The sequence below is a fragment of the Pontibacter virosus genome, assembly GCF_003096355.1.
Taxonomy (GTDB): domain Bacteria; phylum Bacteroidota; class Bacteroidia; order Cytophagales; family Hymenobacteraceae; genus Pontibacter; species Pontibacter virosus.
The window spans coordinates 414,202-438,514 of sequence record NZ_QEKI01000003.1 but is presented as its reverse complement, the minus strand read 5'-3'; the positions used below and the strand labels follow the sequence as shown (position 1 = coordinate 438,514).

The 24,313-nt window shown below is 50.4% G+C and carries 20 protein-coding genes; 14 read left to right on the top strand and 6 right to left on the bottom strand.

Features of this window, described 5'->3' with window-relative positions:
• The first annotated feature begins 28 nt into the window (after positions 1–28).
• The 8 genes from C8E01_RS07150 to C8E01_RS07115 all read left to right on the top strand — a co-directional run bounded on the left by C8E01_RS07150 (position 29) and on the right by C8E01_RS07115 (position 11,595).
• Positions 29–3,427 carry a UvrD-helicase domain-containing protein gene (locus C8E01_RS07150; RefSeq protein ID WP_165820583.1) on the top strand — a complete coding sequence of 1,133 codons (3,399 nt, stop codon included), beginning with the start codon at positions 29–31 and terminating at the stop codon, positions 3,425–3,427.
• 100 nt (positions 3,428–3,527) lie between these two features.
• Positions 3,528–4,082: a DUF4287 domain-containing protein gene (locus C8E01_RS07145; RefSeq protein ID WP_116542658.1), complete on the top strand. Its 555-nt coding sequence runs from the start codon at positions 3,528–3,530 to the stop codon at positions 4,080–4,082.
• Positions 4,083–4,139: 57 nt separating this feature from the next.
• Complete coding sequence (locus tag C8E01_RS07140; protein ID WP_116542657.1) at positions 4,140–4,559, top strand: VOC family protein; 420 nt, start codon at positions 4,140–4,142, stop codon at positions 4,557–4,559.
• A 135-nt stretch (positions 4,560–4,694) separates the two neighbouring features.
• On the top strand, positions 4,695–7,595 hold the full coding sequence (locus tag C8E01_RS07135; protein WP_116542656.1) for a PD-(D/E)XK nuclease family protein: 2,901 nt from the start codon (positions 4,695–4,697) through the stop codon (positions 7,593–7,595).
• Between the two features lie 95 nt (positions 7,596–7,690).
• Complete coding sequence (locus C8E01_RS07130; protein WP_116542655.1) at positions 7,691–8,308, top strand: hypothetical protein; 618 nt, start codon at positions 7,691–7,693, stop codon at positions 8,306–8,308.
• A 170-nt stretch (positions 8,309–8,478) separates the two neighbouring features.
• On the top strand, positions 8,479–9,222 hold the full coding sequence (locus C8E01_RS07125; RefSeq protein ID WP_116542654.1) for a metallophosphoesterase: 744 nt from the start codon (positions 8,479–8,481) through the stop codon (positions 9,220–9,222).
• Between the two features lie 272 nt (positions 9,223–9,494).
• Positions 9,495–10,592 (top strand): N-acetylmuramoyl-L-alanine amidase family protein, encoded by a 1,098-nt coding sequence (locus C8E01_RS07120; RefSeq protein ID WP_116542653.1) that lies wholly within the window; start codon positions 9,495–9,497, stop codon positions 10,590–10,592.
• 391 nt (positions 10,593–10,983) lie between these two features.
• The gene (locus C8E01_RS07115; protein ID WP_116542652.1) at positions 10,984–11,595 is read left to right on the top strand and encodes a hypothetical protein; all 612 of its coding nucleotides are present in this window, start codon (positions 10,984–10,986) and stop codon (positions 11,593–11,595) included.
• A gap of 73 nt (positions 11,596–11,668) precedes the next feature.
• Here C8E01_RS07115 and C8E01_RS07110 read toward each other — a convergent pair whose 3' ends face one another.
• Positions 11,669–12,928 (bottom strand): alkaline phosphatase family protein, encoded by a 1,260-nt coding sequence (locus C8E01_RS07110; RefSeq protein WP_116542651.1) that lies wholly within the window; start codon positions 12,926–12,928, stop codon positions 11,669–11,671.
• A 168-nt stretch (positions 12,929–13,096) separates the two neighbouring features.
• On the opposite strand from C8E01_RS07110, the gene C8E01_RS07105 reads away from it, so the two are divergent.
• Positions 13,097–14,476, top strand: coding sequence for an MBL fold metallo-hydrolase RNA specificity domain-containing protein (locus C8E01_RS07105; RefSeq protein ID WP_116542650.1), 1,380 nt, complete (start codon positions 13,097–13,099; stop codon positions 14,474–14,476).
• Between the two features lie 8 nt (positions 14,477–14,484).
• Here C8E01_RS07105 and C8E01_RS07100 read toward each other — a convergent pair whose 3' ends face one another.
• The gene (locus tag C8E01_RS07100; protein WP_116542649.1) at positions 14,485–14,946 is read right to left on the bottom strand and encodes an RES family NAD+ phosphorylase; all 462 of its coding nucleotides are present in this window, start codon (positions 14,944–14,946) and stop codon (positions 14,485–14,487) included.
• Positions 14,943–15,371: a type II RES/Xre toxin-antitoxin system antitoxin gene (gene parS / locus C8E01_RS07095; RefSeq protein WP_116542648.1), complete on the bottom strand. Its 429-nt coding sequence runs from the start codon at positions 15,369–15,371 to the stop codon at positions 14,943–14,945. The genes C8E01_RS07100 and parS overlap by 4 nt, the downstream gene beginning before the upstream one ends.
• Before the next feature lie 230 nt (positions 15,372–15,601).
• On the opposite strand from parS, the gene C8E01_RS07090 reads away from it, so the two are divergent.
• The 3 genes from C8E01_RS07090 to C8E01_RS07080 all read left to right on the top strand — a co-directional run bounded on the left by C8E01_RS07090 (position 15,602) and on the right by C8E01_RS07080 (position 18,020).
• Positions 15,602–16,315 (top strand): tetratricopeptide repeat protein, encoded by a 714-nt coding sequence (locus C8E01_RS07090; protein WP_116542647.1) that lies wholly within the window; start codon positions 15,602–15,604, stop codon positions 16,313–16,315.
• 84 nt (positions 16,316–16,399) lie between these two features.
• Complete coding sequence (locus C8E01_RS07085; RefSeq protein ID WP_116542646.1) at positions 16,400–17,119, top strand: tetratricopeptide repeat protein; 720 nt, start codon at positions 16,400–16,402, stop codon at positions 17,117–17,119.
• Between the two features lie 43 nt (positions 17,120–17,162).
• On the top strand, positions 17,163–18,020 hold the full coding sequence (locus tag C8E01_RS07080) for an OmpA/MotB family protein (protein ID WP_116542645.1): 858 nt from the start codon (positions 17,163–17,165) through the stop codon (positions 18,018–18,020).
• A gap of 85 nt (positions 18,021–18,105) precedes the next feature.
• Here C8E01_RS07080 and C8E01_RS07075 read toward each other — a convergent pair whose 3' ends face one another.
• Together C8E01_RS07075 and C8E01_RS07070 are read right to left on the bottom strand one after the other, a co-directional pair.
• Positions 18,106–18,675 carry a DUF2062 domain-containing protein gene (locus tag C8E01_RS07075; protein WP_116542644.1) on the bottom strand — a complete coding sequence of 190 codons (570 nt, stop codon included), beginning with the start codon at positions 18,673–18,675 and terminating at the stop codon, positions 18,106–18,108.
• 204 nt (positions 18,676–18,879) lie between these two features.
• Positions 18,880–19,983, bottom strand: coding sequence for an AI-2E family transporter (locus tag C8E01_RS07070; protein ID WP_116542643.1), 1,104 nt, complete (start codon positions 19,981–19,983; stop codon positions 18,880–18,882).
• Positions 19,984–20,008: 25 nt separating this feature from the next.
• Here C8E01_RS07070 and C8E01_RS07065 point away from each other — a divergent pair, with 25 nt between their 5' ends.
• Positions 20,009–21,436, top strand: coding sequence for a DEAD/DEAH box helicase (locus tag C8E01_RS07065; RefSeq protein ID WP_116542642.1), 1,428 nt, complete (start codon positions 20,009–20,011; stop codon positions 21,434–21,436).
• A 191-nt stretch (positions 21,437–21,627) separates the two neighbouring features.
• Here the strand turns inward: C8E01_RS07065 and C8E01_RS07060 are convergent, their stop codons facing one another.
• Positions 21,628–21,912 (bottom strand): hypothetical protein, encoded by a 285-nt coding sequence (locus tag C8E01_RS07060; RefSeq protein WP_116542641.1) that lies wholly within the window; start codon positions 21,910–21,912, stop codon positions 21,628–21,630.
• Between the two features lie 110 nt (positions 21,913–22,022).
• On the opposite strand from C8E01_RS07060, the gene C8E01_RS07055 reads away from it, so the two are divergent.
• A complete protein-coding gene (locus C8E01_RS07055; RefSeq protein ID WP_116542640.1) occupies positions 22,023–24,278 on the top strand; it encodes an efflux RND transporter permease subunit in 2,256 nt (751 codons plus the stop codon).
• The last annotated feature ends 35 nt before the right edge of the window (positions 24,279–24,313 follow it).

Genomic DNA, 24,313 nt, shown 5'->3' with positions numbered 1-24,313 from the left:
TTAGAATCCCGTTTAAATGCCGCCCGCTATGTCACCAAATTTCAAGATACTCTCCTCCTCAGCAGGTTCCGGTAAAACCTATACCCTGACCAAAGAATACCTGAAACTCGCGCTGCATAGTACAGACCCGGACTATTACCGGTCCATCCTGGCCATCACCTTTACCAACGATGCGGCGGCTGAGATGAAGGAGCGCATTCTGGGGGCCTTGCGGAATTTCAATGACCCCACGCTGACCGGTGGAGCATTACAGAAAAGCGAGGACCTGCTCGACAAGGTCGTTGCTGAATTACAGATTCGTTACCCGGAAGAAAGCTTCGACAAAGAACAGATCCGGCAGCGAGCCGGACGGCTTTTTACCCAGATTCTGTACAATTACAGCGACTTTTCGGTCAGCACCATCGACAGCTTTGTGAATAAGATCGTGCAGGCGTTTACAAAGGAACTGAACATACCCTATAACTTTGAAGTAGACCTGGATTCGCAGACGCTGGTGAGTACGGCTGTGCAGCTGCTGCTTGACAAGGTGAGCAACCGGAAAGACGACTTGCTTTCGGAAACGTTGGAGCACTATGCCCTGGAGAAAGCCCGTGAAGGTCGCAGCTGGAATACCCTGGCCGATGACCTGGCGGATTTTGCCAAAAACCTGCTGAACGAACAGGTATACGAAGCGGTGACAGACCTGCAGGGGTTGACACTGGAAGATTTCAGGGAGATCCGGCAGCAGCTCAAAACCTTGCAGGAAGGTATACTGGCCGCTTTGCAGGAAGATGCCGGCAAAGCACTGCAGGCCATCGATCAGGCCGGCCTTTCCCCTTCCGATTTTTATCAAGGCAACCGCGGCCTTTACGGTTATTTCACCAAGTTTAACCGTGAGGCTGATCTGACCTACGGTAACAACTACGCCCGCCAGACGGTGGAAGAAGACAAATGGTACGCCGGCAAGGCCTCCACCGCCACCAAAAACCAGATCGACGGTATAAAGCAACTACTTACAGACCTTTATTATAACATAGAGTCCATTAAAGAGCAGTACACGGGTACTTTTACTTTGATCTCGGCTGTCGTACCGCATTTGTATAAGGTATCGGTGCTGAATGAGTTGGAGAAATGCCTGCAGGAAATCAAGCTCGACCGTAACACGGTACATATCTCAGAGTTCAACAAGCGCATCGTTGACATTGTGCTACGGGAGCCGGTACCCTTTATCTATGAACGCCTCGGTGAGAAGTACAACCACATCCTGATCGATGAGTTTCAGGACACCTCGGTGCTGCAGTGGAATAACCTGCTGCCCCTCGTTGACAATGCGCTGGCCTCGGGACATTTTAGCATGGTGGTGGGCGATGCCAAGCAGGCGATCTACCGCTGGCGCGGTGGGGAAATGGAGCAGATTCTGCACCTTTACAAAAATAACACGCACCTGCTTTACGAGAACCGTCGCCACGGCCACATGATCCGGGAGCGCTATGAGTCGGTACGCGAAAACCTCGCCCCCGACGTGCTGCAGCAGAACTTCCGTAGCCGTCGTGAGATCATCGAGTTCAATAACAAGCTTTTTACCTTCTTCAGTGAGCAGCATCAGGTATACGGTACCTTCACTTCGATCTATGACGACAAGTTTGTGCAGGAGGCACCAGAATCAGGTAAGGCAGGCGGGCATGTGCAGATCTTGTTCACCTACCCCGATGATCTGAATTACAAATACGACCTAAGCAGCTGCGTGCGCACCGAAAAGCTTTACGATGAATACACCCACGAACAGGAACTGAGCTACGATGCCAGCACCCTGAACATGGTGATTGAACTGGTGCGCCAGGGATTGGCCGATGGCTATACCTTGAAGGACATGGCCATACTTTGCCGTACCAACGCCAAGAGTAAGCTGATTGCTAATTTTCTGAAGGAGAAGCAGTACGACATCATTTCGCAGGACTCGCTTTCGCTGCAGTTTGCCGAAGTGATCAACCTGATCATTGCCATGTTCCGGGTATTTAACCGCCCGAACGATACCCTGGCTAAATCAGAGGCGTTATACCTGATCTATACCGTGACGGAGGGGAAAGTGCCAACCACAGTGCTGGCCCAAACGATCGCGCAAATTGCAAACCAGTCGGATCCGAGGCTATTCTTTGACTTCCTGCGTGAAGTAGGTTATGATGTGAAGGAGCGCGAGACGGGCAACCTGTCGATCTACGAACTCACCGAACAGCTGATCCGCATTTTCAATCTGCTGGGGCATAACAACGAATGCGAATACCTGTTCCGCTTCCTGGATCTGGTGTTAGAGTATAGCCTGAAGAACAGCAACAACCTAAACAACTTCCTGGCTTACTGGGATGTGCAGAAAGAGAAGCTGAGCATCAACACGCCAAAGGATCGCAACGCCATCACGATCACCAGTATACACAAAGCCAAAGGCCTCGCCTACCCGATCGTGATCGTTCCGTTTGCCGACTGGAGTACCGAGCCGCAGACAAGAGCTTTGATGTGGAGCCGCTTATCAGATGATAATAAGGTAATGGGCAAGCTGCGCAGCGCGGCCGTGAACATCAGCTCCAGATTGGAGCATACCGAGCTGGCCGGGCAATACAATACCGAGATAGAGAAGACCTTTATCGAAAACCTGAACATGCTCTACGTGGCCCTCACCCGCCCGAAGGACCGGCTATACCTGATCGGCAACGGGAAGGACTTGCTGGAAGAGCGAAAGGCACAGAAGGCGCTGGAAGGGACGGCTAAAAATGTGAGTCACCTGCTATACCGCTACCTGGTGGCGGAAAACCTTTGGGAGCCCGGCAAACTGTGCTACCAGGTATACGCCGGCGAGACCACAAAACAGGATGGCGGCAGCCCTGAGATCGGGTCGGTCTATGCTCTCGATTACCTGCAAACAAACGACTGGGCACAGCGGCTACAACTCAAGCAGCACGCCAACAACGTGTTTGACTTCGAGACACAGACCGAGCAGCGCATCCAAAACAAAAAACTGCACTACGCCCTCTCCCGCATCCTGACCGCCGCGCAACTCGACGATGTGCTGCGCCAAATGGTATACCAGGGCATCATCAGCGATCGGGAGAAGTTGACATTGAAGGAACGCTTGCTGGAAGTGGTGAAGCATCCAAAGATCAGTCACTACTTCTCGGATAAGGTGATCGTGGAGCATGAAAAAGAGTTGCTCGACGCCCGCGCCTACCTTTACAAGCCAGACCGGGTGGTGTTCGACGGTGATCAGGTGGTGCTATTGGAGTTTAAACTGCCGCCTCCCCAGGAAGAGCACCGCAATAAACTTGACCATTATGCGGTGCGCTTCAAGCAACTCGGTTTCGAAAAAGTAAAATGCCTCCTTTACTACTTTGATACTGAAGAACTGTACGAATGGTCTTACGGCGGTAAAAGCCAGCAGATTGGCCTGGCGCTTTAGGAAGGTATAATGAGTATTGATTAATGAAGAATTACTCTTTAGTCATAACTCGAACAATCATTATCCATTACTCACTTTTCATTAAATATTAAATAATAACATGGACAAAGCAGCGCAAACCATGATCGACAACCTGGAGAAGAATACAGGGAAGTCACTCGCAGAATGGATCAAAATTGTACAGGACACCGGTTTGCATAAGCATGGCGAGATACTGAAATACCTGAAGTCGGACCACAACTTCACACATGGCTTCGCTAACATGGTGGCCCTCAAAGCCAAAGGCACTGATGCTGGTTCAGCAGAAAATCCGGAAGACCTGGTGGTGAAGCAGTACAAAGGCAAAGAGCAGCTGCAACCAATCTACGAAGCGCTTGTGGCGCAGCTAAAGCTGTTGGGTACTGACGTAGAGCTGGCTCCTAAAACCGCCTACGTGAGTGTGCGCAGCAAAAAGCAGTTTGCCCTTATCCAGCCGTCCACTAAAACCAGGCTGGACGTGGGCATCAACCTGAAAGGCCGCGAACCGGAAGGAAGACTGGAAAATTCAGGCAGTTTCAACGCCATGTGCTCTCATCGGGTGAGACTACAAAATGCAGAAGAGATAGACGCTGAACTGATCGGCTGGCTAAAAGCTGCTTATGAAGAAGCCAGGTAAGGTATAGCAGGTATAGCGAGAATTAACATAATATTAATCAGAGATAAGAGGGAATTGATGGAACAGAGAATTACACTCATTACACTAGGCGTCAGAAATCTGCAGCGCGCACGAGAATTTTACCAGAACATCTTTGGCTGGCAACCGCTCGAGAGCAGTACAGAGAGCATCATTTTCTTTCAGCTGAATGGCCTGCAGCTGGCCCTTTTCCCGCAGGAGTCGCTGGCTGATGATGCCGGTCTGGAAGCCGATGGCAAGGGCTTTAAAAGTTTTTCGCTGGCCTATAATGTACATTCCGAGAAAGCAGTAGATGACCTGGTGGCAGAACTGGCCGGCAAAGGCGTGCGCGTGCTCAAGCAACCGGAAAAAGTGTTCTGGGGTGGCTACAGTAGTTACATTGCCGACCCCGACGACAACCTATGGGAAATTGCCTATAACCCCTTTCTGCCTATAGATGGCTTTAAGTTAGAAAGTTAAAAAGTTTAGAAGTTTAAGAGTTTGATAACCTGTAGGGACAGTTCGCGACCTCTCCGAATCGAGCACTAAACAATTTAACCATTAACAATCAACAACTCACTCCATCACTCATTCACTAAACCACTCCATAACAAAGTGCAGACCTTTCTTGAGCTAGCGGCAAAATACGTTTACGAGAAGTACAAAGAGAACATCAGCGAGCTGTGCATTGTGCTGCCGTCTCGTCGTGCAAGTTTCTTTTTCAAGAACGCTCTGGCGCAGGCCGCTCCCGAACCGATCTGGTCACCAGAGGTTTCAGGTATGGAGGATTTCATTACCAAGCTGGCCAAAGTGGATGTGCTGGAGCCGATCAATCTGCAGCTCGAGCTTTACGACCTGATGCGTGAGCAGGATCCGAACCTCGACTTCGATCAGTTCATCACCTGGGGAGGCACCCTGCTCGACGACTTTAGCCGCATCGACCAGAACCTGGTTGACACAGGCAAATTGTTTGATTATGTGAGTGAAGCCAAAGCGCTGGAGCGATGGGACCCGGCGTTTCTCGGCAAGGAGTTGACGCCCGCTGTCAAAAAGTACTTCAGCCTCTGGGACAACATCGAGAAGACTTACCACAATCTGAAAGACCATCTGGAGGAGCGCAAGCAGGCCTACACAGGTATGGCTTTCAAGATGGTTGCTGATAACATTGAGCAGCTGGCCAAGTCGCCGGAATGCGCCCAGTACCTTTTTATCGGTCTCAACGCCCTCACCAGTTCCGAAGAGCACATCATACGCACGCTGCTCAAGCACAACAAAGCCGAGGTGTTATTCGATTCTGATGACTTTTACATGGAAGAAGGCACCCCAAACCGAGCCGGCAGCTTCCTACGCAAGTATAAAAGCACCTGGAATTTGCCGGACTGGCGCTGGCAACAGAACCTGCTGCTCACCGACGAGAAAGAGATCAATGTGATCGGGGTTGCCAATGCGAGTATGCAAGGCAAGCTGGCAGGTCAGTTGATACAGGAAATTCGCTCACGTGACAAGCATGCGCAGGTGGCAGTGGTGCTACCCGACGAAACGCTACTGCTTCCCGTGCTGCACTCCATACCCAACGAGGTACCGAACTATAACGTGACCATGGGTCTAAGCTTCAAGGGCACACCGCTCTACAACCTGATCGATCTGCTGTTCGATGTGCACCTGACAGGCGTGACGCAGCTGCAGGAATCGGGTTACAAGGTATACCAGTATCACCACCTGACGGTTACCAAGCTGCTCTCCCACCCATTCATCCGCAGGTATGAGCTATACCTGAACGAGCAGCCAGACAAGCAGGAACTTCACGGCTTTGTGCAGCAAGTGCTTGACCGGATTGTGCAGGACAACCGCGTGCTCATCACAGCCAACGACCTGCTGAAGATGGGCAAGCACGAGCCACTCTTCGAAGTACTGTTCAAGTCCTGGCGCGACTGCGACGACATCATCGCTTCACTTTACCAACTGATCGACCTGTTGCACAAGATGTACAGTCACCAGCCCAGCACAATCGAAACCGAGTATCTCTATATTTTCTATACCATCGTCAAGCGCCTCGACACGATCTTCGATTGTCGGGAGCAGAAGATATCGGTGCGCAGCTTCCGGAAATTCCTCAACGAACTGATCGCCCGGCAACGTTTGCCTTTCAGCGGGGAGCCCATCTCTGACCTGCAGGTCATGGGTATGCTCGAAACCCGTGCACTCGATTTTGAGAACCTGATCATCCTGTCGGTAAACGAGAATACACTGCCTGCTCCGAAGCGGCACGAGTCACTGATGCCCTACGATGTGCTCAAGCAGTTCGGTCTGCCAACCTATGCTGAAACCGAAGGTGCCATGGCATATAATTTTTACCGCCTGCTGCAGCGCGCCAAGCGTGTGAATCTGCTTTACGTGCTGCCATCCGACACCTATGGTTCGGGTGAGAAAAGCCGTTTTATCCTGCAGCTTCAAAACGACCTGGCCCTGCGCAACCCCAAGATCAAATTTCGGGACCTGACGGCTACCGTGGAGCTGCGCGACCAGAAAAAGTACGACGAGGATATCTTGATTCACAAAGATGCCCAGACGCTAGAGCAACTGCGGCAGGAACTGAAGCGTGGCCTCTACCCTTCGCACCTAAACATGTACATCAACTGCTCCCTGCAGTATTACTTCAGCCGCATTGCCAAGATCAGGGAGATAGACGAGGTAGAAGAACAGCTTGGTGCCGACCAATTTGGTACCATCGTGCACCAGGTGCTGGAAGACTTTTTCCGGCCTTTTGAGCAAAATGGAAATCCGATCGAGAAGCCACATGTGGAGCTTATGCTGAAGGAGCTGTCAGCCAAGGTAGAAGAAGAATTCAAAAAAGTGACACGCGGTGCGAGCCCTGAACGTGGCATGAACTATCTGCTTTTTAAAGTGGCGGTGCAGGTACTCGAGAAATACCTGGAGAGTCTTCTGTACTCGGAGGATGAACTGCCGCTCTACGTGCTGCGCCTAGAAGAGCAATTGGAAACCACACTGGAGGTGCAGGTGGGCGACGAGCGTATACCTGTGAAGGTGGCAGGCAAAGCCGACCGCATCGACCTGAAGGGCGCTGAACTCCGTGTGATCGACTACAAGACTGGCAAGGTAGAACGCAACCAGGTGAATGTGAAGCCGGATGACGTGGCTCTGCATTTCATCACCTCACCTAAATATGACAAAGCGCGTCAGCTGTGGCTCTACGAGTACATCCTGCAGCGCAATCTACAACAGAAGCCGGAAGTCCTACTCCGAAACGCCGGTCACATGGACCCGACTCGAATCGTGCCCAAGTCAGGTATACTTTCGTTCCGAAACCTGGACGCCGGCGTACTGACTGCCGACTTCCCATTTGAGCAGGCGACCGGAGAGGATTTTATCACAGCATCCGAAACCTTGCTCACACGCTTTGTGCAGGAACTGCTCGACCCGAATGAAGTGATCCGAAAAACGAAAGAGCTGGAGATCTGCCAGTACTGTCCGTACCGGGGCATTTGTGCGCGGTAAGAAACTTGAATCTTATTTCCTTAATATTTTCTAACGAAGCATGCAACGTTTCATCGGGTAATGGCATCATACTTTTAAAAGAAGACCATTATTCCATGAAACGACAGCCGCTTTTCAGCTCCATCTCCCTTTTATTCCTGTCACTTTTCCTCTTCTCGTGTGATAAAGAAGAAGTAATAGAACCCGTGGAGGCAATTATGCCCCTGCAGGTTGGCAATGAATGGGTGTATGATGTTTTCGAATATAATTCCGACGGCGATGTATTGTCAACCAGCTCGTTCAGACGACAAGTAGTGAAAGACACCTTGATCATTAAAACCACCTGGTTTATTTTAAATAACGGCATGATCGTCCGAAATGACAAGGACGGCTATGTGCACTTTAGAAAGGATGCCAGAGAACAGTATATTACTTACCCCAGCCCAAGCATGTCTGGTATCGCATACGGTTATCAATATCCGAACTATACCTTGTGGATTTACCACAGAAGAACAACAGGCCTTGTAGCTGTGCCCGATTCACCACATGCAAACCAGGCTTTGGAGTTCACCTTTGAAAGGCAAACCGAGCAAAAAGCATCCTCATCGCTGAGCACTACCTGGGTGAAAGAATACGTGACTCCCGAGATTGGCATGATCCGAACAGATTGGTATTACGCAGACTCCGACAAATTAATGCGGCGCTATGAGCTAGTCAGTTACCGCGTACAGTAAGGATTTGTAAGGTCTGGGCTCTGCAAAGGCAAAACAGCTGGCAAGCTGAAACATTGAGTTTCAATGGTTTTTTCTTACGTCTAATGGTTTTAGTGCATTATAGTGCCAGGCAAAAACGTATTAACCTATGTGATACCAACTATTAATTCAGGTTACCTTTCACGTACATTATGAAAAGGTTTGTCACATCCGATAGCCACGGGGGTTATAAAGCACTGGTGCAGTGCCTGGATCGGTGTGGGTTGGACGAAGAAAAAGACCAACTGATCTTTCTGGGAGATGTGGTGGATGGCTGGTCGGAGACAAAAGAAAGTATAGACCTGCTGTTGAAAGTAAAGCACCTGGTATACCTGCTCGGCAACCACGACCAGTGGGCTATGGCCTATTACAGTGGTCAGTTAACACAGGAAGCCGAATTAAAAAGCTGGCTTCGACAGGGAGGCGAAGCTACTGTTGCCTCTTATGGAGAAAGTAAGCCCATGCCTCCGAAGCACCTGGCGCTATTGCAGCAGGCAAAGCTATACCTGATCACCGAGGACAACATCCTGTTTGTGCATGCCGGCTTCGACACCAATAAACCTGTGGCAGAAACAGATGCATATACCCTGATCTGGAGTCGGGAATTTATAGAACACCACTACAACAGCTATCAGAAAGGGCATCCGCTTCACATCAACGGCTATAAAGAAGTCTATATCGGTCATACCCCTACCATCCTGCTGGACAATAAGCAGACAGTTCCGTTGCATATGGATAATCTGATCATGCTGGACACCGGTGCCGGCTATACAGGCTGCCTCTCCATCATGGATATTGACAGCAAAGCGGTATGGCAATCGGATCCGGTCATGACCCTTTACCCCAGCGAGAAAGGCAGAAGCGGGATGAGCTGGAATGACAGGAAGCTTTGCTGACTATAGCAATTGATCATCAGGTATCACGAAAACTTAACAAGGCACGTCCGGCCAGGCATAAACTTCTGACTAAAATTGCTCTGGATGCTGCTCCTGTAATTAATTTAGGGTTAGCGAATTAAGCCTCCCGGTTAATTCAATACGAAATATTGCATGGGCATCCCTCGTTAAAAACACAAAACCCCTAGTATTAAAACGCAGTAAGGAGAACACCAACTGTTAAATTAGCTTTTATCCTTCATCCATTTTTTGTAATATCGGAATCACAAAATATGCCGGTAAATCTTATTCCATTGCGTACCTCTATCATCACCCTTTTCTTGCTTGTCGTCTCCCTAAGCGCCTACTCCCAGAGCTCTAACCTGCAGGTAGTAGCCATGCCCGGCGACGGTATCTATACCTTGTTGCGCCGTCATGGGTTAAACCCTTCGGAGCATCTTCATAAGTTTGTGGAGATCAACAAAGACCGCTTCGGCAAGGACAATGGCCTTATCGTCGGTAAGTCCTATACCCTGCCTGACGGCGCCGCTTCAGTAGACAATACTGAGATTGCTAACGACAATACGCGGGTAGCTACTGTGGACAATAAAACCCTTAGCAACGTAACTGCTGGCCCAGCCAAGGTATCAGCCCGCGTGATTGAGATGCCGCTGTTTGGCGAGAAGTATTCTCGTGTTGAAGTAAAGTCTACGAAGCTACAAGGCGCGGTATACTACCTGAGTTCCGGCCATGGTGGTCCCGACCCAGGGGCTGTGGGCAAGTATGGCAACCACGACCTGGCTGAAGATGAATATGCTTACGATGTGACCATCCGCCTGGCCCGCGTGCTGATGGAGCACGGCGCTACCGTATACATGATCGTGCAGGACCCGGAGAACGGAATCCGGGACGAGGGAATTCTCAAAATGGACCGAAATGAAGTCGTGTACCCAAACAAACCCATCCCGCTCAACCATAGCGCCCGCCTGCGTCAGCGCACAGAGGCGGTGAATGGCTTATACCTGAAGCACAAAGGTGGATACCAGCGCATGCTGGCCATCCACGTTGACAGCCGAAGCGAAAGCCAGAACATCGATGTGTTTTTCTACCACCACGAAAACAGCAAGGACGGGGAGCAACTGGCCAAAAACATTCACCAGACGTTTACGAACAAGTACAGACGTTACCAACCCAACCGCGACTATTCCGGTAATGTGACCCAGCGAGGCAGTCTGTATGTTATCAAGTACAGTCATCCGCCCACTGTATTTATCGAGCTCGGTAATATACGTAACGTAAAAGACCAGCGCCGCTTCGTGATTGCAGACAACCGACAGGCGCTTGCGAACTGGATCTACGAAGGTTTACTGAGCGACTACACAGCTCAATAAAACATCAAAGAGGCAGGCAATCTTGGTATTGCCTGCCCTTTTTTTGCAAAATGTCCCTTTGTACCGTTCATGTATGAACGTGCACCCCTTCCCAATCACCCCTTCATTTGATCAACCTTGTATCATAGCTTGAAAAAGCTAACAGGTCGCCCTAGCGTCATACCGCTTTTGCTCACTTCAGGTGTGTGTTCACCCATTGCCTAGCTGCCTTCACTAGCCAATCACTCTGTTAGTAAATCTAATTTATCTCCTACTATACTTTTGAGTTTTATATTTTGTAAGTACTTGATTTTGAGCTGCTCTGAACAAAAGACTATGCCCTTCGTTAATATTAATGTTTATACTGCAATAATTTAAGTACAATTTATTACAAACTTCTAATTCTACTACTATGAAAAGAATCTATCTCCTATTTACTTTAAGCGCATTTTTAACAACTAGTACGCTCCTGGCGCAGGACACTGATTTAAATATTGAGAAGCCCCAAACATCAGCTGCCGTGGCCAGTGATGCCATACAGCAAGGTAATTGGCTGGTGGGTGCCAGTGTTGGCTCCCTTGGCTATAATTTTAAATCTGAAACTTTCCAGTTAATCCTTGAGCCGAGAGCAGGTTACTTTATCAGTGACAATGCCGTGCTGGGTGCACAGGCCCAACTCGGTCTCACATTGTATGATGGTGGCGAGAACTTCAGCTATGGTTTAACACCTTTTGCACGCTATTATTTCCCGGAAGGAGCCTCCCCTAACAGCCGGTGGTTCGGTGAAGCGTTGGCAGGTTTTGCTGGCAGTTCTTTAAAAGATAGTGACGGTGATCGCATTTTCGGTTCGGTGCTCGGGTTACGGGCAGGCTACGCGCACTTTGTTGCCCGCAATGTGGCACTTGAAGCCACGCTCAACTATACCCGTACCAGTGCCGATATCACAGTTGATACCAGTACTTCCGGCCTCGCCGTTGGGATAGGTTTCCAGATCTACCTGCCTGGCCGTGGTTCTAATTTATAAGTGCTGCCTACACAAAGCAAAAAGCCCGTCTCTCAAACAGAAACGGGCTTTTTGCGTGAGTAGGGCTCGTGAATTATTGTAGCACTTTCTCGATCAGGTGTCTGCTCCCGTCAATTTTAAAGGTATAAGGCAAGCCTAAAATCTCTGCGATCAGCGGGTATACATCCACGTTTTCAAAGGTTTCAACTTTAACTCCTTGCTTGAAGGCTGGTCCCCAGGCATAGAATACGGTGTGCATCTCTTTCACTTGTGTGGCATCGTAGCCATGCTGACCGGGTGATGGCGGCCGTGATGAAAAATGGAACACCTTCGGGGCATCTGACAGCAGCAGGATGTCCCCCACACGACTATACTTGTCGTCTTTAGCGCCATAATGCAGGTGCTTGGGCATTTTGTTTTTCCGGTATACCTGATAGTCCTTTGCTTCTTTCTTCAACTTGCGGTAGGTTGGCTTTACGGCTTTCTTATCCTTCGCATGCAACTCCACGACCATACCTCCTCCGGAAACCATAAACTTGGCTGTATCGATGGCTGCTGGCATGGGTAGCGTATTCTCAGTATCTACTTTAAGCATGCCGTGGTCTGATACGAATACATAATTGACAGGGAGCCCCGTTTTGGCTACGGCCTCCGTTAGCATTTGCATGTGCTTATCCAGTTCCAAAACAGCCTGCCTGGTTTGAGGCGCATCCGGACCGTAGCGATGACCGGCATGATCTACTTCGGGCAGGTAAAAAGTGATCAGGTGCGGACGTTTATCTTCTGGCAGATTCAACCAGTCTACGACTGTCTGGATGCGGCGTTCGATCGGCATCACTTCGCTGTACTGGTAATGGTAAGTTGGCAGTATACCTTGAATTGGTGCTTCTGAACCAACCCAGAAAAAGCTGGCCGCCACCATTTGCTGTTGCTCAGCCAGCACCCAAAGCGGCGTACCGCCATACCAGCTGCCATCTTCCACTTTGCTGCGGTCGCGCATGGTATAGTGCTCTTTGCGCTGCGGGTCGTAAAAGTAATTGTTGATCAGGCCATGGCTGGCCGGGTAGAGCCCCGTCACAATGGAATAATGGTTCGGGAAAGTCTTAGACGGAAAGGCCGGTAGCATCGACTCCGCTTCTATACCCTGCGCCCGCTTCGATTTCAGGAATTGAGCGTCGTATTTGTCGGCGTAATCGTAGCGGAAGCCATCGGCTGAGATCAGGATGACATAAGGTTTTTCCTGTTGCGCCGGGCTGTTATACCTGTCAGAGATGACGCGCTGCACCGTATCAACTTGTGCGAATGCAAGCCCATGCCAGAGCAGGCAAACCAGCAAAACGAAGATCTGTTTCATGCGGCGAAGATACGGCAAATGCTGCTTAGCTGCCAGTCTGCGTATTTTAAATTAATGTTGAGCATTAAACAGCAGGTCTAATTAATTTAAATGTGAAAAAGAAACATTTATCATTATCCGACATATCAGGATTGTATAACTTGCCCATACCCACTATCCAATAGAAAGATGCTACACGATACTCCTCCATTTACACTGACTTTTCTGGGCGGTGCCGGCACCGTGACGGGTTCTAAAATGCTACTCAAAACAGACAAGCACCAGGTGCTGATCGACTGCGGCTTATTTCAGGGCTTAAAACAGCTGCGCTTGCTCAACTGGCAGAAACTGCCCCTGGATGTAGAAGAGCTGGATGCCGTCATCCTCACCCACGGTCACCTGGATCACTGCGGCTATCTGCCCGTGCTCACGCAAAATGGCTATAACGGACCAATTTATGCCACTCTGCCTACCCGCGATGTAGCAGAAATCATCCTGCGCGACAGTGCCAAAATACAGGAGGAAGATGCCGCCGAAGCCAACCGGGGTGGCTACTCCAAACACCACCCGGCCAAGCCGCTTTATACTACCGAGGATGTAGAGCTAACCATGCCGCTCTTTGAAACGCACAAAGACAATGAGTGGGTGATCATCAACGAGGACATGAAGTTCTGCTTCCGGAAGAGTGGACACATCCTGGGTTCTGCCTTTGTAGAGCTGAAGTGCAAGGGCCGCACTATCGTCTTCTCGGGCGATATCGGACGGCGCAAACCACTGCTGATGGAGCCACCCGCTTTTGTGAGAGAGGCCGACTACCTGGTGTTGGAGTCAACTTACGGCGACAGACTGCATGAACAGGCCTCGGCTTACGACGAACTGCAGGCCTATGTGAAGCATACCATCGCCAAAGGCGGCGTGCTGGTGATTCCGAGCTTTGCTGTGGAACGGGCACAAGAGCTATTGTTAATTCTGAACACGCTGCGTGAAGAACGTAGCATACCGAATGTCCCGATCTACCTCGACACGCCGATGGGCATTGATGTGACGCAGCTATACCTGCATCACCGGGACTGGCACAGTCTGAGCGACGCTGAGTGTCGCACCATGATGCACAATGTGCGTGTGATTCGCGATTTTGAACAGACCCTGCGCGTGCTGGATAATCCCGGGCCTAAGATTGTAATTGCTGGAAGCGGCATGGTAACGGGTGGACGGGTGCTCTACTATCTGCAGCGCCTGATTGACGACTCGAAAAACACCGTGCTGCTGGTGGGATTTCAGGCGCCGGGTACCAGGGGAAGTTTGCTACTGAGCGGCGCTAGCGAGATCAAGATGCAGGGCAATTATTACCCGGTGCATGCCGAGATACAGCAAATCTCCTCCCTTTCTGCGCACGGGGACCAAGCCGATCTGCTTTGGTGGCTCAGTCACTTCAAGAAGGCGCCGCAGCAGGTTTTTCTGAACCACGGCGAAGCCCAGGCGCTGGAGGCCCTCCGCTTGAAGATAACGGACACACTGGGCTGGGGCTGCACCATTGCTGAAATGGGCACCACTTATTACCTACATTAAAGGCGACATTATTTGATAAACAGGCGCTTGTCGAACACGAATGGCTCTGTTTTAAGGATGCGCACCTTGTTGAACTCGGGATGGCGGGGGTTGACCAGGTAGTTGAACGTACCCTGTACGGTGGCAGAGGGCACTTTTAAGATCAGGTATGCCCCATCCCTGACATAGCTGTCCCCTATCTTCTGGGTGACGCTGCTGTGCGGAAATGATTTCCAGGACGAAGCGAGGTCTTTTTCATGAATCTCCCCGATGGGGGCATCGTCCGGAAGTTCGATGGTAACGAGGTAGTAGTCTTTGGGAACGATGCCGAGCGGCATGTGTACGGCTATCTCCACCGTACACAGCGCAATGGATTCACTGGTATAGAGCACGGCGGTGCCTTTGCTGTTCCAGCGGCCGCCCGCCAATTCAGCACCTTTGCCGGACAGGTCATTGCAATACAACTTTCTACTGAGGCGGTATACGATCATGCGAGCACGCCGTGTTCAATGCGGGTCAGTTCGTCGCGCAACAGACCGATGCCGAAGGTGCTGTCGAGCAGTTCTTTGGGGCGTATACCTCCCAGGGCCACGTTTTTGGCCTCCAGCCAGGCATCAAAGTCTTCTTTTTCACCGAACACCTCTACTCCTTTGTTATACACCAGGGTGATCTCCAGGATTTTCTCGGAATGCAGCGGGTCAAACTTGCGCTGCTCTTTTTTATAGCGCTGAAAGGTGCGCTCAGAAAGGTGAAGAAACTCCGACCATTCGCCCAGGCTAAAAGGAATTTTGTTGGCGATATTCTGAAATGTGGTGTATTTGATACCTTCCCGAACGGTCGTGATCAGCATAAAAACGTCCCTATCGTCTAACAGACTAAAGTTAATGCCGCCGTTAATTTTTAGTGCCTTTCCCATGTTAATTTCCTTTTCTCAAATATACGAACATTGTCGTTATTAATACGACAAGTTGCGTAATTAATTTTACCCATACCTATGACGCACGAATTAAATACAGGCACTCATAATTAAATAGGGCAATACCTTTTTGGAAATGGACAATAAGACCAATATCAGCAAGGTTATATGGAAGAGGCACTATCTGAGGGATTGGATCGTTTGAAGCGAGAATCAAACCCGCTTTACGCATGCGAAGCCACCTTATCGCTTTTGGATTACTGATAGCAGGCTCAATGGCTGCCTGTACTTCCCAAAATGCCATTACTGAAAACCGACAGGCACCCAGGCCAGAACTCACCATGGCCGATGTCATAACTGCCAGAAAAGCCCTTACCCCACAGGAGAAGCAACAGCTAAAGCGCACGCTGGACAGGGATGCAAAACGCTTCAGGAACCGCAAAGCAGCCTCTGCCTACTATGTATTTCAGGCTAAACGCAACTTTAACGAAGAGAAGCTAGACTCTGCGAGCCATCTTTTCGGAAGAGCCTGGCTGATGGATAGCACTAACAATGAGGTATACTGGGGTTACGGCCTGGTTTACGGGCAGCAAAAGGCATATGACAAGGCGCTCTTCGTGCTATACCACGCGCTGCAAAAGGACCAGCACAATCCGCGCCTGCTCACCGACCTGGCTACCAGTCACCTCGGCCGGTTCTATGCCGAAAGCAACCCGGAAGACCTGATGCAGAGCCGCAAGCTACTCGAAACTGCCGTGCGCTACTCCCCCAACGCGGCGGACGCTTATTACAAGTTAGCCATTAGCCACTATTACCTGCAGGAGTACGGCAAGGCGTGGAGTTACCTGCACAAGAGTATCAGCAAGGACAAAGGTGTAGCAGATGCCGCCTTCATTGCCGCCCTGTTGGAAAAGCAGCAGGACCCAGCCGGCAAATACCAGTAAATGACAGGTTGGCATTTGTTATTTCAAGTCAGGTGGCGTATTTTTAAACCAGGAAGGATTACCATACCTAGTTGATACCATCACATGAAAAGAATTTTCCTGGCTGCGGCCACTATTTTCCTGAGCGCCTCCATGGCCTTCGCACAAGAGCAGCAGCCTGCTTCGCACCCTAAAGTGCTCCCGATGTTTGGGCAGGTAGCTAAGACAGATGCCCAGCAGAAAGCCGATGAAAAATTCCTGACCAGTTGTGACAAGAGCTTCGAAAGCCGCACGGAGGCCAGTAACTTTTTTATGGACCGCGGTTGGGAGTATCTGAACGAAGGACAGGTCGACACGGCCGTATACCGCTTTAACCTGGCCTGGCTGCTAAATCCGGATAATTACAACACCTACTGGGCATTTGGACTGGTGGAAAACAGCAGAGGCAATTCCAAAGAGGCTATCGGCATGTTGGAACGTGCTCTGGAGTACCAACCGAATAATTCTCTGCTGCTGTCTGATATGGGCTCCGCTTACCTGCAGCAGTACCTTTCAGACAAGAAGAAAAAGAACCTAAAACAAGCCACTACATTTCTTGACCGCTCTTTAAAGGCAGATCAGAACAATGCCTTTGCCATGTCAAGTTTGTCGCAGGTATATTTTCACAACAAGAAATACGCCGAAGCCTGGGATTACCTTCACCGCGGACGTGACCTCAACATCATGTCGCTCGACTATAATTTCCTGTCAGATCTTATGACCCGCATGCCAGACCCGAAAGGCATATTCCGCATCGAAACCGAAGCTGCCGAGGCAGCTAACTAGACAAAGAACAACACACAAGCACCATCCAACCTTAAAGATTGATATGAAAAAGAATTTTTACAGAGCTTCCCTCTTTCTTCTGATCGGGAGTCTTTCGCTATCATCCTGCGTCGTTTCCAAGAAAAAATACGATGACCTGATGACGCGCAAAAACGCCCTAGAGCTGGATAAGTCCGACCTGGAGCAGCAGAAGTCTGCGCTCGAAAAAGAAAAAGCCCAGTTGGAGCAGGAACGGGCCGAACTGGAGCGTCAGAAAACAGAGTATCAGCAAAGTCTGCAGCAAGCCCTGAAAGAAGGCAAGGCACTGGGCGATAACCTGAACATGAGCAAGTCGCAGATCGATAAATTGAACGCTGATCTTAAAGCCCGCGAGCAGCGACTGGCCGAACTGCAGCGCATCCTCGACGAGAAAGACAAGGCCGTGAATGCCCTTCGTGCTAAAGTGAGCAATGCCCTGCTTGGCTTCAACGACAAAGACCTAACCGTAAACATTCGCAACGGCAAGGTATACGTGTCGCTGGCTGAGCAACTGCTGTTCAACTCCGGCTCTACCAAAGTAGACCCGAAAGGTGTAGAGGCACTGAAGAAACTTGCCGCCGTATTGAAAGAGCAGCAGGACGTGAACGTGGTTGTAGAAGGCCATACGGATGATGTGCCGATCGCCCGCGGCACCGTAGGCATGCAGGACAACTGGGACCTGAGCGTGCTCCGCGCCACCGAGATCACCCGTATCCTGACGCAATCCGGTGTGCAGCCCGATCGCGTAACGCCATCTGGCCGCAGCCTGTACGTGCCACTCGACAACGCCAAAACAAAAGAGGCCCGTCAGAAAAACCGTCGTACCGAGATCATCCTCACGCCTAAGCTGGACGAATTATTCCAGATCCTGGAGTCAGCCTGATCAGTATAAAACATAAATACAAAAGCCAGCTTCGAAATGGAGCTGACTTTCTTATTTTACAGGCCTTAAGTATAAATGCTATACACTAGACTTGAGGCTGCACTTCTGCTTCATGTATAGGTATAACCGGAAGAGTGATCTCAGGTATAGGACTGACAGGTATAGTCTCAGCAGCCGATGATGACTTTGGCAAAACCCGCTTTAGAACAGGAAGCAAGGCAAAATACACCACTGCTCCAACAGGTAAAGCCAATATCGCCCAGGCCGAAACAGCCGCTAAGTTGGCGAGCCAGAGTTTGTTCAGCGCAGCCAGCCAGTCAAGCTGAAACATAGCAATCATTTCATCGAGTGTCAATTTGAGGTCATCCATACCAAACATGAAAATGCCCGCCTTGATAAAAGGAATGATCAGCAGTAATTGCAGCGGATGCACCAGATAGCTTACCAGCACGGTGGCAGCGATATTCAGCCGGAATCGGGCGGCCAGCGCCGTTCCCATCACGGTCGTGACGCCCAGTGCAGGCAGTATACCTACCACCGTGCCGAGCGCAACCGTAACGGCCAGCTTGTGCGGTGTCATACCTTGCCGGAGCAGATTGAGCACAGGCTGTACGATACGACGCTTGAAAAATGCAGTGATGATAGAGGTAGACAAACTGTTAGCTATATAAATATTTTTGGGTGATCGGACTATAGAGAAGACGCCCCAAACCTTAAAAGAGTTGCATGGGTTGCATCAGAAATAATGCCACCACAGCTTTAAAGGTTAATGCGCGCTATACGGCAAAAGTAACCTGCCCACGCCCGCTTTGTATTAGTTATTTTGAAAGTAACGGAAATCGCTCCCGCAAAGTACATTTTACTTCCTCAGGCGCAGAAAACGCAGAATTTTATCTATGGTGAGCGCATGTTCTTCGGTACCCTCCGTGCCGAGCATAAAAGAATAAGCCTGGAGGTTCGGGCTATTATCGAAGTATATTTTAAACATGCCCATGATTGGTACCGCTACAAACATACCTGGAAGGCCCCACAGCATACCTCCTACTATAATGCTGAGAATAGTGAAGAGCGGATTGATGTTGACGCGACTGCCAGTGATATTTGGTGTGAGAATGTTGTTTTCGGTGAACTGTACTACCAGGAAGAAGAGCAGGACGGCCAAGGTCTTCTGGGGATCTCCTTGCACGACCAGGGTATAGAGCAGCGGAACTGCACCGCCAATTAAGGTACCGAAGTAAGGTATAAAATTGATAAAAGCCGATACGATGCCCAGTAAAATCGCGTATTCCACCCCGATGATCAGCAGTCCGGCCGAGTTAATAACGCAGAGAATCAAAATAACGATCACCACACCGCCCATGTAATGCTTGGTCACGCTCGAAATTTCATCGATCATCACCTTCACCTTGCCATGCCGGTGTGACGAGAGTGCCTTGAATAAAAAGGTCTCAAACTTGTTGCGGTAATACAGCATCAGAAAAATGTAAACCGGCATCAGGGCAAACTTGGTAATGGTGTTGGTAGTGGCTAGCAGTATGTTTGTGATGGCTGATCCGCTCAGATCCATTGCATTGCTAACCTGAAGGCGCAGCCAGCGCTCGTTGGCCTGGCTTTCATCGCCAAACTTTCGGTCGATGTGCGCTTGAAGCAAGTCAATGTTGGCCAAGGCCTTCTCTTTTAGTTGAGGAAAATCGGTCAGGAAAACAGATAGTTGTTTGTAAAGCAGCAGCAGCAAGCCAGCAAACAAGGCCATAGCAGTGATAATGGTTACGAAATTGGCCAGCAGCCGCGGTATGCCCCAATTCTCCAATCGCTTCACAACAGGGTATAGCAGATAGGCAAACAGCAAGGCCATGACGATGGGATAAAGAAACTCACGCGCCTCCACCAGGACAAATACCAGGAGCACCGAGAACAATAACCAATACGTGAGCTTTTTTACTCGCTTGTAGTCATTTGCCATAACCCTAATACTGAAAAAATAGCAGATGGGATATATTGGAATCCGTACCTTTGCGGTTCACGTACGCATGCCTATGGCTTCTTTTGATCAACTGGGACTCTCCCCTGCGCTGTTACAGCGCCTCGCTGAGCTGGAATTTCACACGCCCACCCCTATACAACTCTCTGCTATACCTGCGCTCCTAAAGGGGCAGGATGTGGCCGGACAGGCGGAAACAGGCAGCGGAAAAACAGCCGCTTTCGGTTTGCCACTACTTCAGCAGATCGATACCGCCAAGCAGGTGGTACAGGCGTTGGTGCTAGTTCCAACTCGCGAACTGGCCGTTCAGGTGCGTCATGAACTCAAGCAACTCGCCCAGAAGATCGACAACCTCAAGATAAGCGCTTTTTATGGCGGGCACTCATTTTCACAGGAACGGGCATCGCTGGCTTTCCCGCCACAGGTGCTGGTGGGCACGCCCGGCCGTCTGACTGATCACCTCTACCGCCAAACTGTTGACTTTAGTCAGGTACGCATGCTGGTGCTCGACGAAGCCGATAAGCTCCTCGAAATGGGTTTTGCCGATGAAATAGACCAGATATTGGAGGCTATACCTAAAAAACGACAGGCGGTACTGTTCTCAGCCACCATGCCAGACGAGGTGAAGCAGCTGATCTCTGAATCACTTAAAAATCCGCAGTTTGTACAGGTGTCGCCCAACACTATACCTGATCAGGTGCGTCTAACAGGTATAAAAGTCGCACAGCCGGACAAACAACAAGCTTTGCTCCACCTCCTGCAAAGCATCAACCCCGCCGGTACCGTTGTGTTCTGCAACACCCGTGGTGCTTCCGACGATGTAGCGGCCATGCTGGCCAAGTACGGCTTCGGAGCTCGTTCCCTGCATGGTGGCATGGAGCAACAGGACCGGGACAAGGCCATGACGCTCTTCCGCAACGGTACCACGCAGGTATTGGTCGCTACCGACCTGGCCGCCCGTGGACTCGACATCGCCGCACTCAAAAACATCATCCATTACGAACTGCCAGACGAAGAAGCAGCCTATCTACACCGCAGCGGCCGCACCGGTCGCGCCGGTCGAAGTGGCGAGGTCTATACCTTTGCGACTACCCGCGACGAAAAAACGCTACGTGACTGGGGTCTGGTGCGCATGGATGAATGGCTGAACACCGCCGAACTGGCCGTACGGGTTGAGAAAGCAGAACCGGAATCCACAGAAGCCTTTGCTACGCTCCACATCAACGCCGGTCGAAAAGACAAACTCAGTCCACGGGATATTGTGGGCGCCCTGATTGCCGCCGCTGGACTCAAAGCCGATCAGATTGGTCGCATCGAAGTGCAGGACAAAGCCAGCTATGTGGCTATACCTGCGGAGCGGGCGCAAGAAATTGTAGAGGCGCTTACGACTGGGAAGATCAAAGGCAGGAAGTTTCGGGTTGGGTTGGTGAAGTAATCCCAAATGTCATCTCGAACGCGAGTGAGAGATCTGGATTAATTCAGGCATTTAACAATGATTCAGATTTCTCCCGTTGGTCGAAATGACATAAAGTCAACCAGGCCAAATCGTTTACAAGCTATCCCTAAAATTCAGAAGGGGTACTTGCTGAATTCTCAGCAAGTACCCCTTCTGAATATAAAACAAGCTTAGCGCTGTTCCTTCGTTTCCTTCGTAGCATCAGCCTTTGGAGCATCTTTCTTTGCGCAGCAAGACATTGGCGCAGCTGCAGTAGCTTTGCCATCTTTAGCAGTCGCGGTAGGCGTCATCATGTGGCAGGACTCAGCCTTTTCGCCTTTTTTAGCTTTCTTCGCTTTGCCATCTTTGTCGGTGTGCTCCATTTTGCACTTGCCGCCTTCACAAGCGAGGGCTGGGGTGGCTACGCCGGCACCTACAAATCCAGCCAGTGCGAGCGCTAAAACGATCTTCTTCATATCTCTTGGTTTATCGATTGTTTAAACAGAAATCAACCCTTTGTTGTTGAGTGAGTAAATATACACGTTCTATCAAATCACCAAAATGATCATCATCATTTTTTAATCCCTTGAGCCACAAAACCAGCAGTTTACTTGCCCTGACCGTCATCGCTATCCTGACGGCTCTCAGCGTTTTCTACGCCTCCCGTTTGCGTTTCGATTATAACTTCGACAACTTCTTCCCGAAAGGCGATCCGGACTTAGCTTACTACTTCAGCTACCGCGATAAGTTCGGCAACGACAACGACTATTTGCTGATCGGCCTCGACAATGGCAGCAGTCTATTCGAACAGCAATTTCTACAGAAAGTTGATACCCTTACCCGCTTCATGCAGCAACAGCCGCATGTGGAATCGGTACTCTCTCCTACTACCGTCAAAAGTCCAATCATTGAGCAGTTTGGCTATTTTGAGATTCCCTACCTGCACCCTGACGAGCCCGAGCGCTATACCCAAGACTCTACGCTGATCTACCAGAGTCGTGAACTGGTGGGCACGTTGTTTTCAGAGGACGCCACGGCTGTATCGCTTTTTGTGCAGACCTCGGACGATCTGGGCAAGGAGCCCGGCGACTCGCTGATTACCGCCATGTATGGCGAGGTCGAGCGGTTGGGCTTGCAGGAGCACCATGTGGCTGGAAAAGTGCTGGCGCAGTCAGTCTTTATCGAGAAGATGAAGATCGAACTGGCTATTTTTATGTCGGCCTCCATCCTCTTGGTCATCTTATTCCTGTGGATTGCCTTCCGCACAGTATGGGGGGTGCTGGTGCCCTTGGTGGTGGTACTTCTTTCTGTGCTCTGGAGCCTTGGGGTGATGGGGCTGTTCAACAAACCCATTGATGTGATGACGGTGCTATTGCCCACCATCATGTTTGTGGTCGGTATGTCCGATGTCATCCATATTATGTCGCGCTACATCACTGAGATTGGGCAGGGCGCCACCAAGCTACAGGCGCTGCGGCTCACCGTCCGCGAAGTGGGCATGGCTACCTTACTGACTTCACTCACCACTGCAGTCGGCTTTTTGACATTACTCACTACCTCCATCGTACCTATCCGTGAGTTTGGATTATACACCGCCATTGGTATTGCGCTGGCTTTTGTACTGGCCTTCACCATGTTGCCGGCTATTCTCCTCCTGAACAAAAAGCCCAACCCACGGCGTGCCCGACGTTCGGATCTGTCGTGGCCAATGCTTTTGCGACGCGTCTATACCTTTGTGTTGCGCAAGCCTTACCCGATCCTCTACGCCAGCATGGGCATAGTACTGGTTTCCCTCATCGGCATCAGCATGATAAAAGTCGACACGACTTTGCTGGAAGACCTCGGCGATGACGACCCCATTATAAAGGACTTTCAATATTTTGAAGAAAAATTTTCAGGTGTCCGCCCTTTCGAACTGCACCTGATCGCTGGTCCCGGCAAAAGCATGTATGATCTCGAGGTGTTGCAGGAGGTCGATCAACTCGAGACCTACCTATACCAGACCTACGGCCTTAACTTCATCACCTCGCCTGCCACCGTGGTGCGCGCTATACACCGTGCCCAGAATGGCGGCTTACCCGACTACTATACCTTGCCGGCCAACGAGCGCGAAATGCAACAGGTACAACGGCGGCTGGCGGCTTACAGCAAACGAAGCGAACTGCGGGCGGTAGTGACGGCTGATCAGCTGGAAGGTCGATTGGCTGGTAAAATGACCGACGTGGGCAGCGTGCGGGCTGCCGAGCTTAATGACTCGCTACGTACGTTCATTGATCAGCATTTAAATCCAGAACTACTGCAGACACGCATTACCGGCAGCGCTGTGATGCTCGACAAAAACAACGATTACGTGGTCAGCAACATGCTGCAGGGCTTGCTGATCGCTTTTTTGGTAGTAGCGATACTGGTTGGCTTTATCTACCGCTCGCTCCGTATGGTTGTGATTTCGCTTGTGCCCAACATCATTCCGTTGTTAATGATCGGGGGCATTATGGGTTACCTGGGCATTAACATGACGGTGTCCGTTTCCATTATCTTCACCATTGCCTTCGGCATCGCCGTGGACGACACGATCCACTTCCTCGGCAAGCTTAAAGTGGAGCTGCGCAAAGGCAAGACACTGCCTTACGCCATCAAGACCACCATCATTTCGGCTGGTAAGGCGATCATCATCACTTCCTGCATTTTGGTGGCCGGCTTCCTGACGCTGGTGCTATCGTCCTTCGATGCTACCTTTTATGTGGGCGTGTTTGTAAGTCTCACCTTTGTTTTTGCCGTGGTGGCCGACCTCTTGCTTTTGCCTGTGCTGATCCTCTATTTTTACAGGCCAAAACAAAAATAATTTGTGCCTAATCCAATAAGGATGGCCATATTTGC

Bases quoted from the DNA above. Each gene is read 5' to 3' on its own strand.
- parS (WP_116542648.1), bottom strand. From the start codon at position 15,371: ATGGGAAAGGCACTAAAAATTAACGGCGGCATTAACTTTAGTCTGTTA.
- C8E01_RS07065 (WP_116542642.1), top strand. From the start codon at position 20,009: ATGGGATATATTGGAATCCGTACCTTTGCGGTTCACGTACGCATGCCT.
- C8E01_RS07110 (WP_116542651.1), bottom strand. From the start codon at position 12,928: ATGAAACAGATCTTCGTTTTGCTGGTTTGCCTGCTCTGGCATGGGCTT.
- C8E01_RS07115 (WP_116542652.1), top strand. From the start codon at position 10,984: ATGAAAAGAATCTATCTCCTATTTACTTTAAGCGCATTTTTAACAACT.
- C8E01_RS07060 (WP_116542641.1), bottom strand. From the start codon at position 21,912: ATGAAGAAGATCGTTTTAGCGCTCGCACTGGCTGGATTTGTAGGTGCC.
- C8E01_RS07150 (WP_165820583.1), top strand. From the start codon at position 29: ATGTCACCAAATTTCAAGATACTCTCCTCCTCAGCAGGTTCCGGTAAA.
- C8E01_RS07125 (WP_116542654.1), top strand. From the start codon at position 8,479: ATGAAAAGGTTTGTCACATCCGATAGCCACGGGGGTTATAAAGCACTG.
- C8E01_RS07070 (WP_116542643.1), bottom strand. From the start codon at position 19,983: ATGGCAAATGACTACAAGCGAGTAAAAAAGCTCACGTATTGGTTATTG.
- C8E01_RS07130 (WP_116542655.1), top strand. From the start codon at position 7,691: ATGAAACGACAGCCGCTTTTCAGCTCCATCTCCCTTTTATTCCTGTCA.
- C8E01_RS07080 (WP_116542645.1), top strand. From the start codon at position 17,163: ATGAAAAAGAATTTTTACAGAGCTTCCCTCTTTCTTCTGATCGGGAGT.
- C8E01_RS07140 (WP_116542657.1), top strand. From the start codon at position 4,140: ATGGAACAGAGAATTACACTCATTACACTAGGCGTCAGAAATCTGCAG.
- C8E01_RS07105 (WP_116542650.1), top strand. From the start codon at position 13,097: ATGCTACACGATACTCCTCCATTTACACTGACTTTTCTGGGCGGTGCC.
- C8E01_RS07120 (WP_116542653.1), top strand. From the start codon at position 9,495: ATGCCGGTAAATCTTATTCCATTGCGTACCTCTATCATCACCCTTTTC.
- C8E01_RS07100 (WP_116542649.1), bottom strand. From the start codon at position 14,946: ATGATCGTATACCGCCTCAGTAGAAAGTTGTATTGCAATGACCTGTCC.
- C8E01_RS07085 (WP_116542646.1), top strand. From the start codon at position 16,400: ATGAAAAGAATTTTCCTGGCTGCGGCCACTATTTTCCTGAGCGCCTCC.
- C8E01_RS07145 (WP_116542658.1), top strand. From the start codon at position 3,528: ATGGACAAAGCAGCGCAAACCATGATCGACAACCTGGAGAAGAATACA.
- C8E01_RS07090 (WP_116542647.1), top strand. From the start codon at position 15,602: ATGCGAAGCCACCTTATCGCTTTTGGATTACTGATAGCAGGCTCAATG.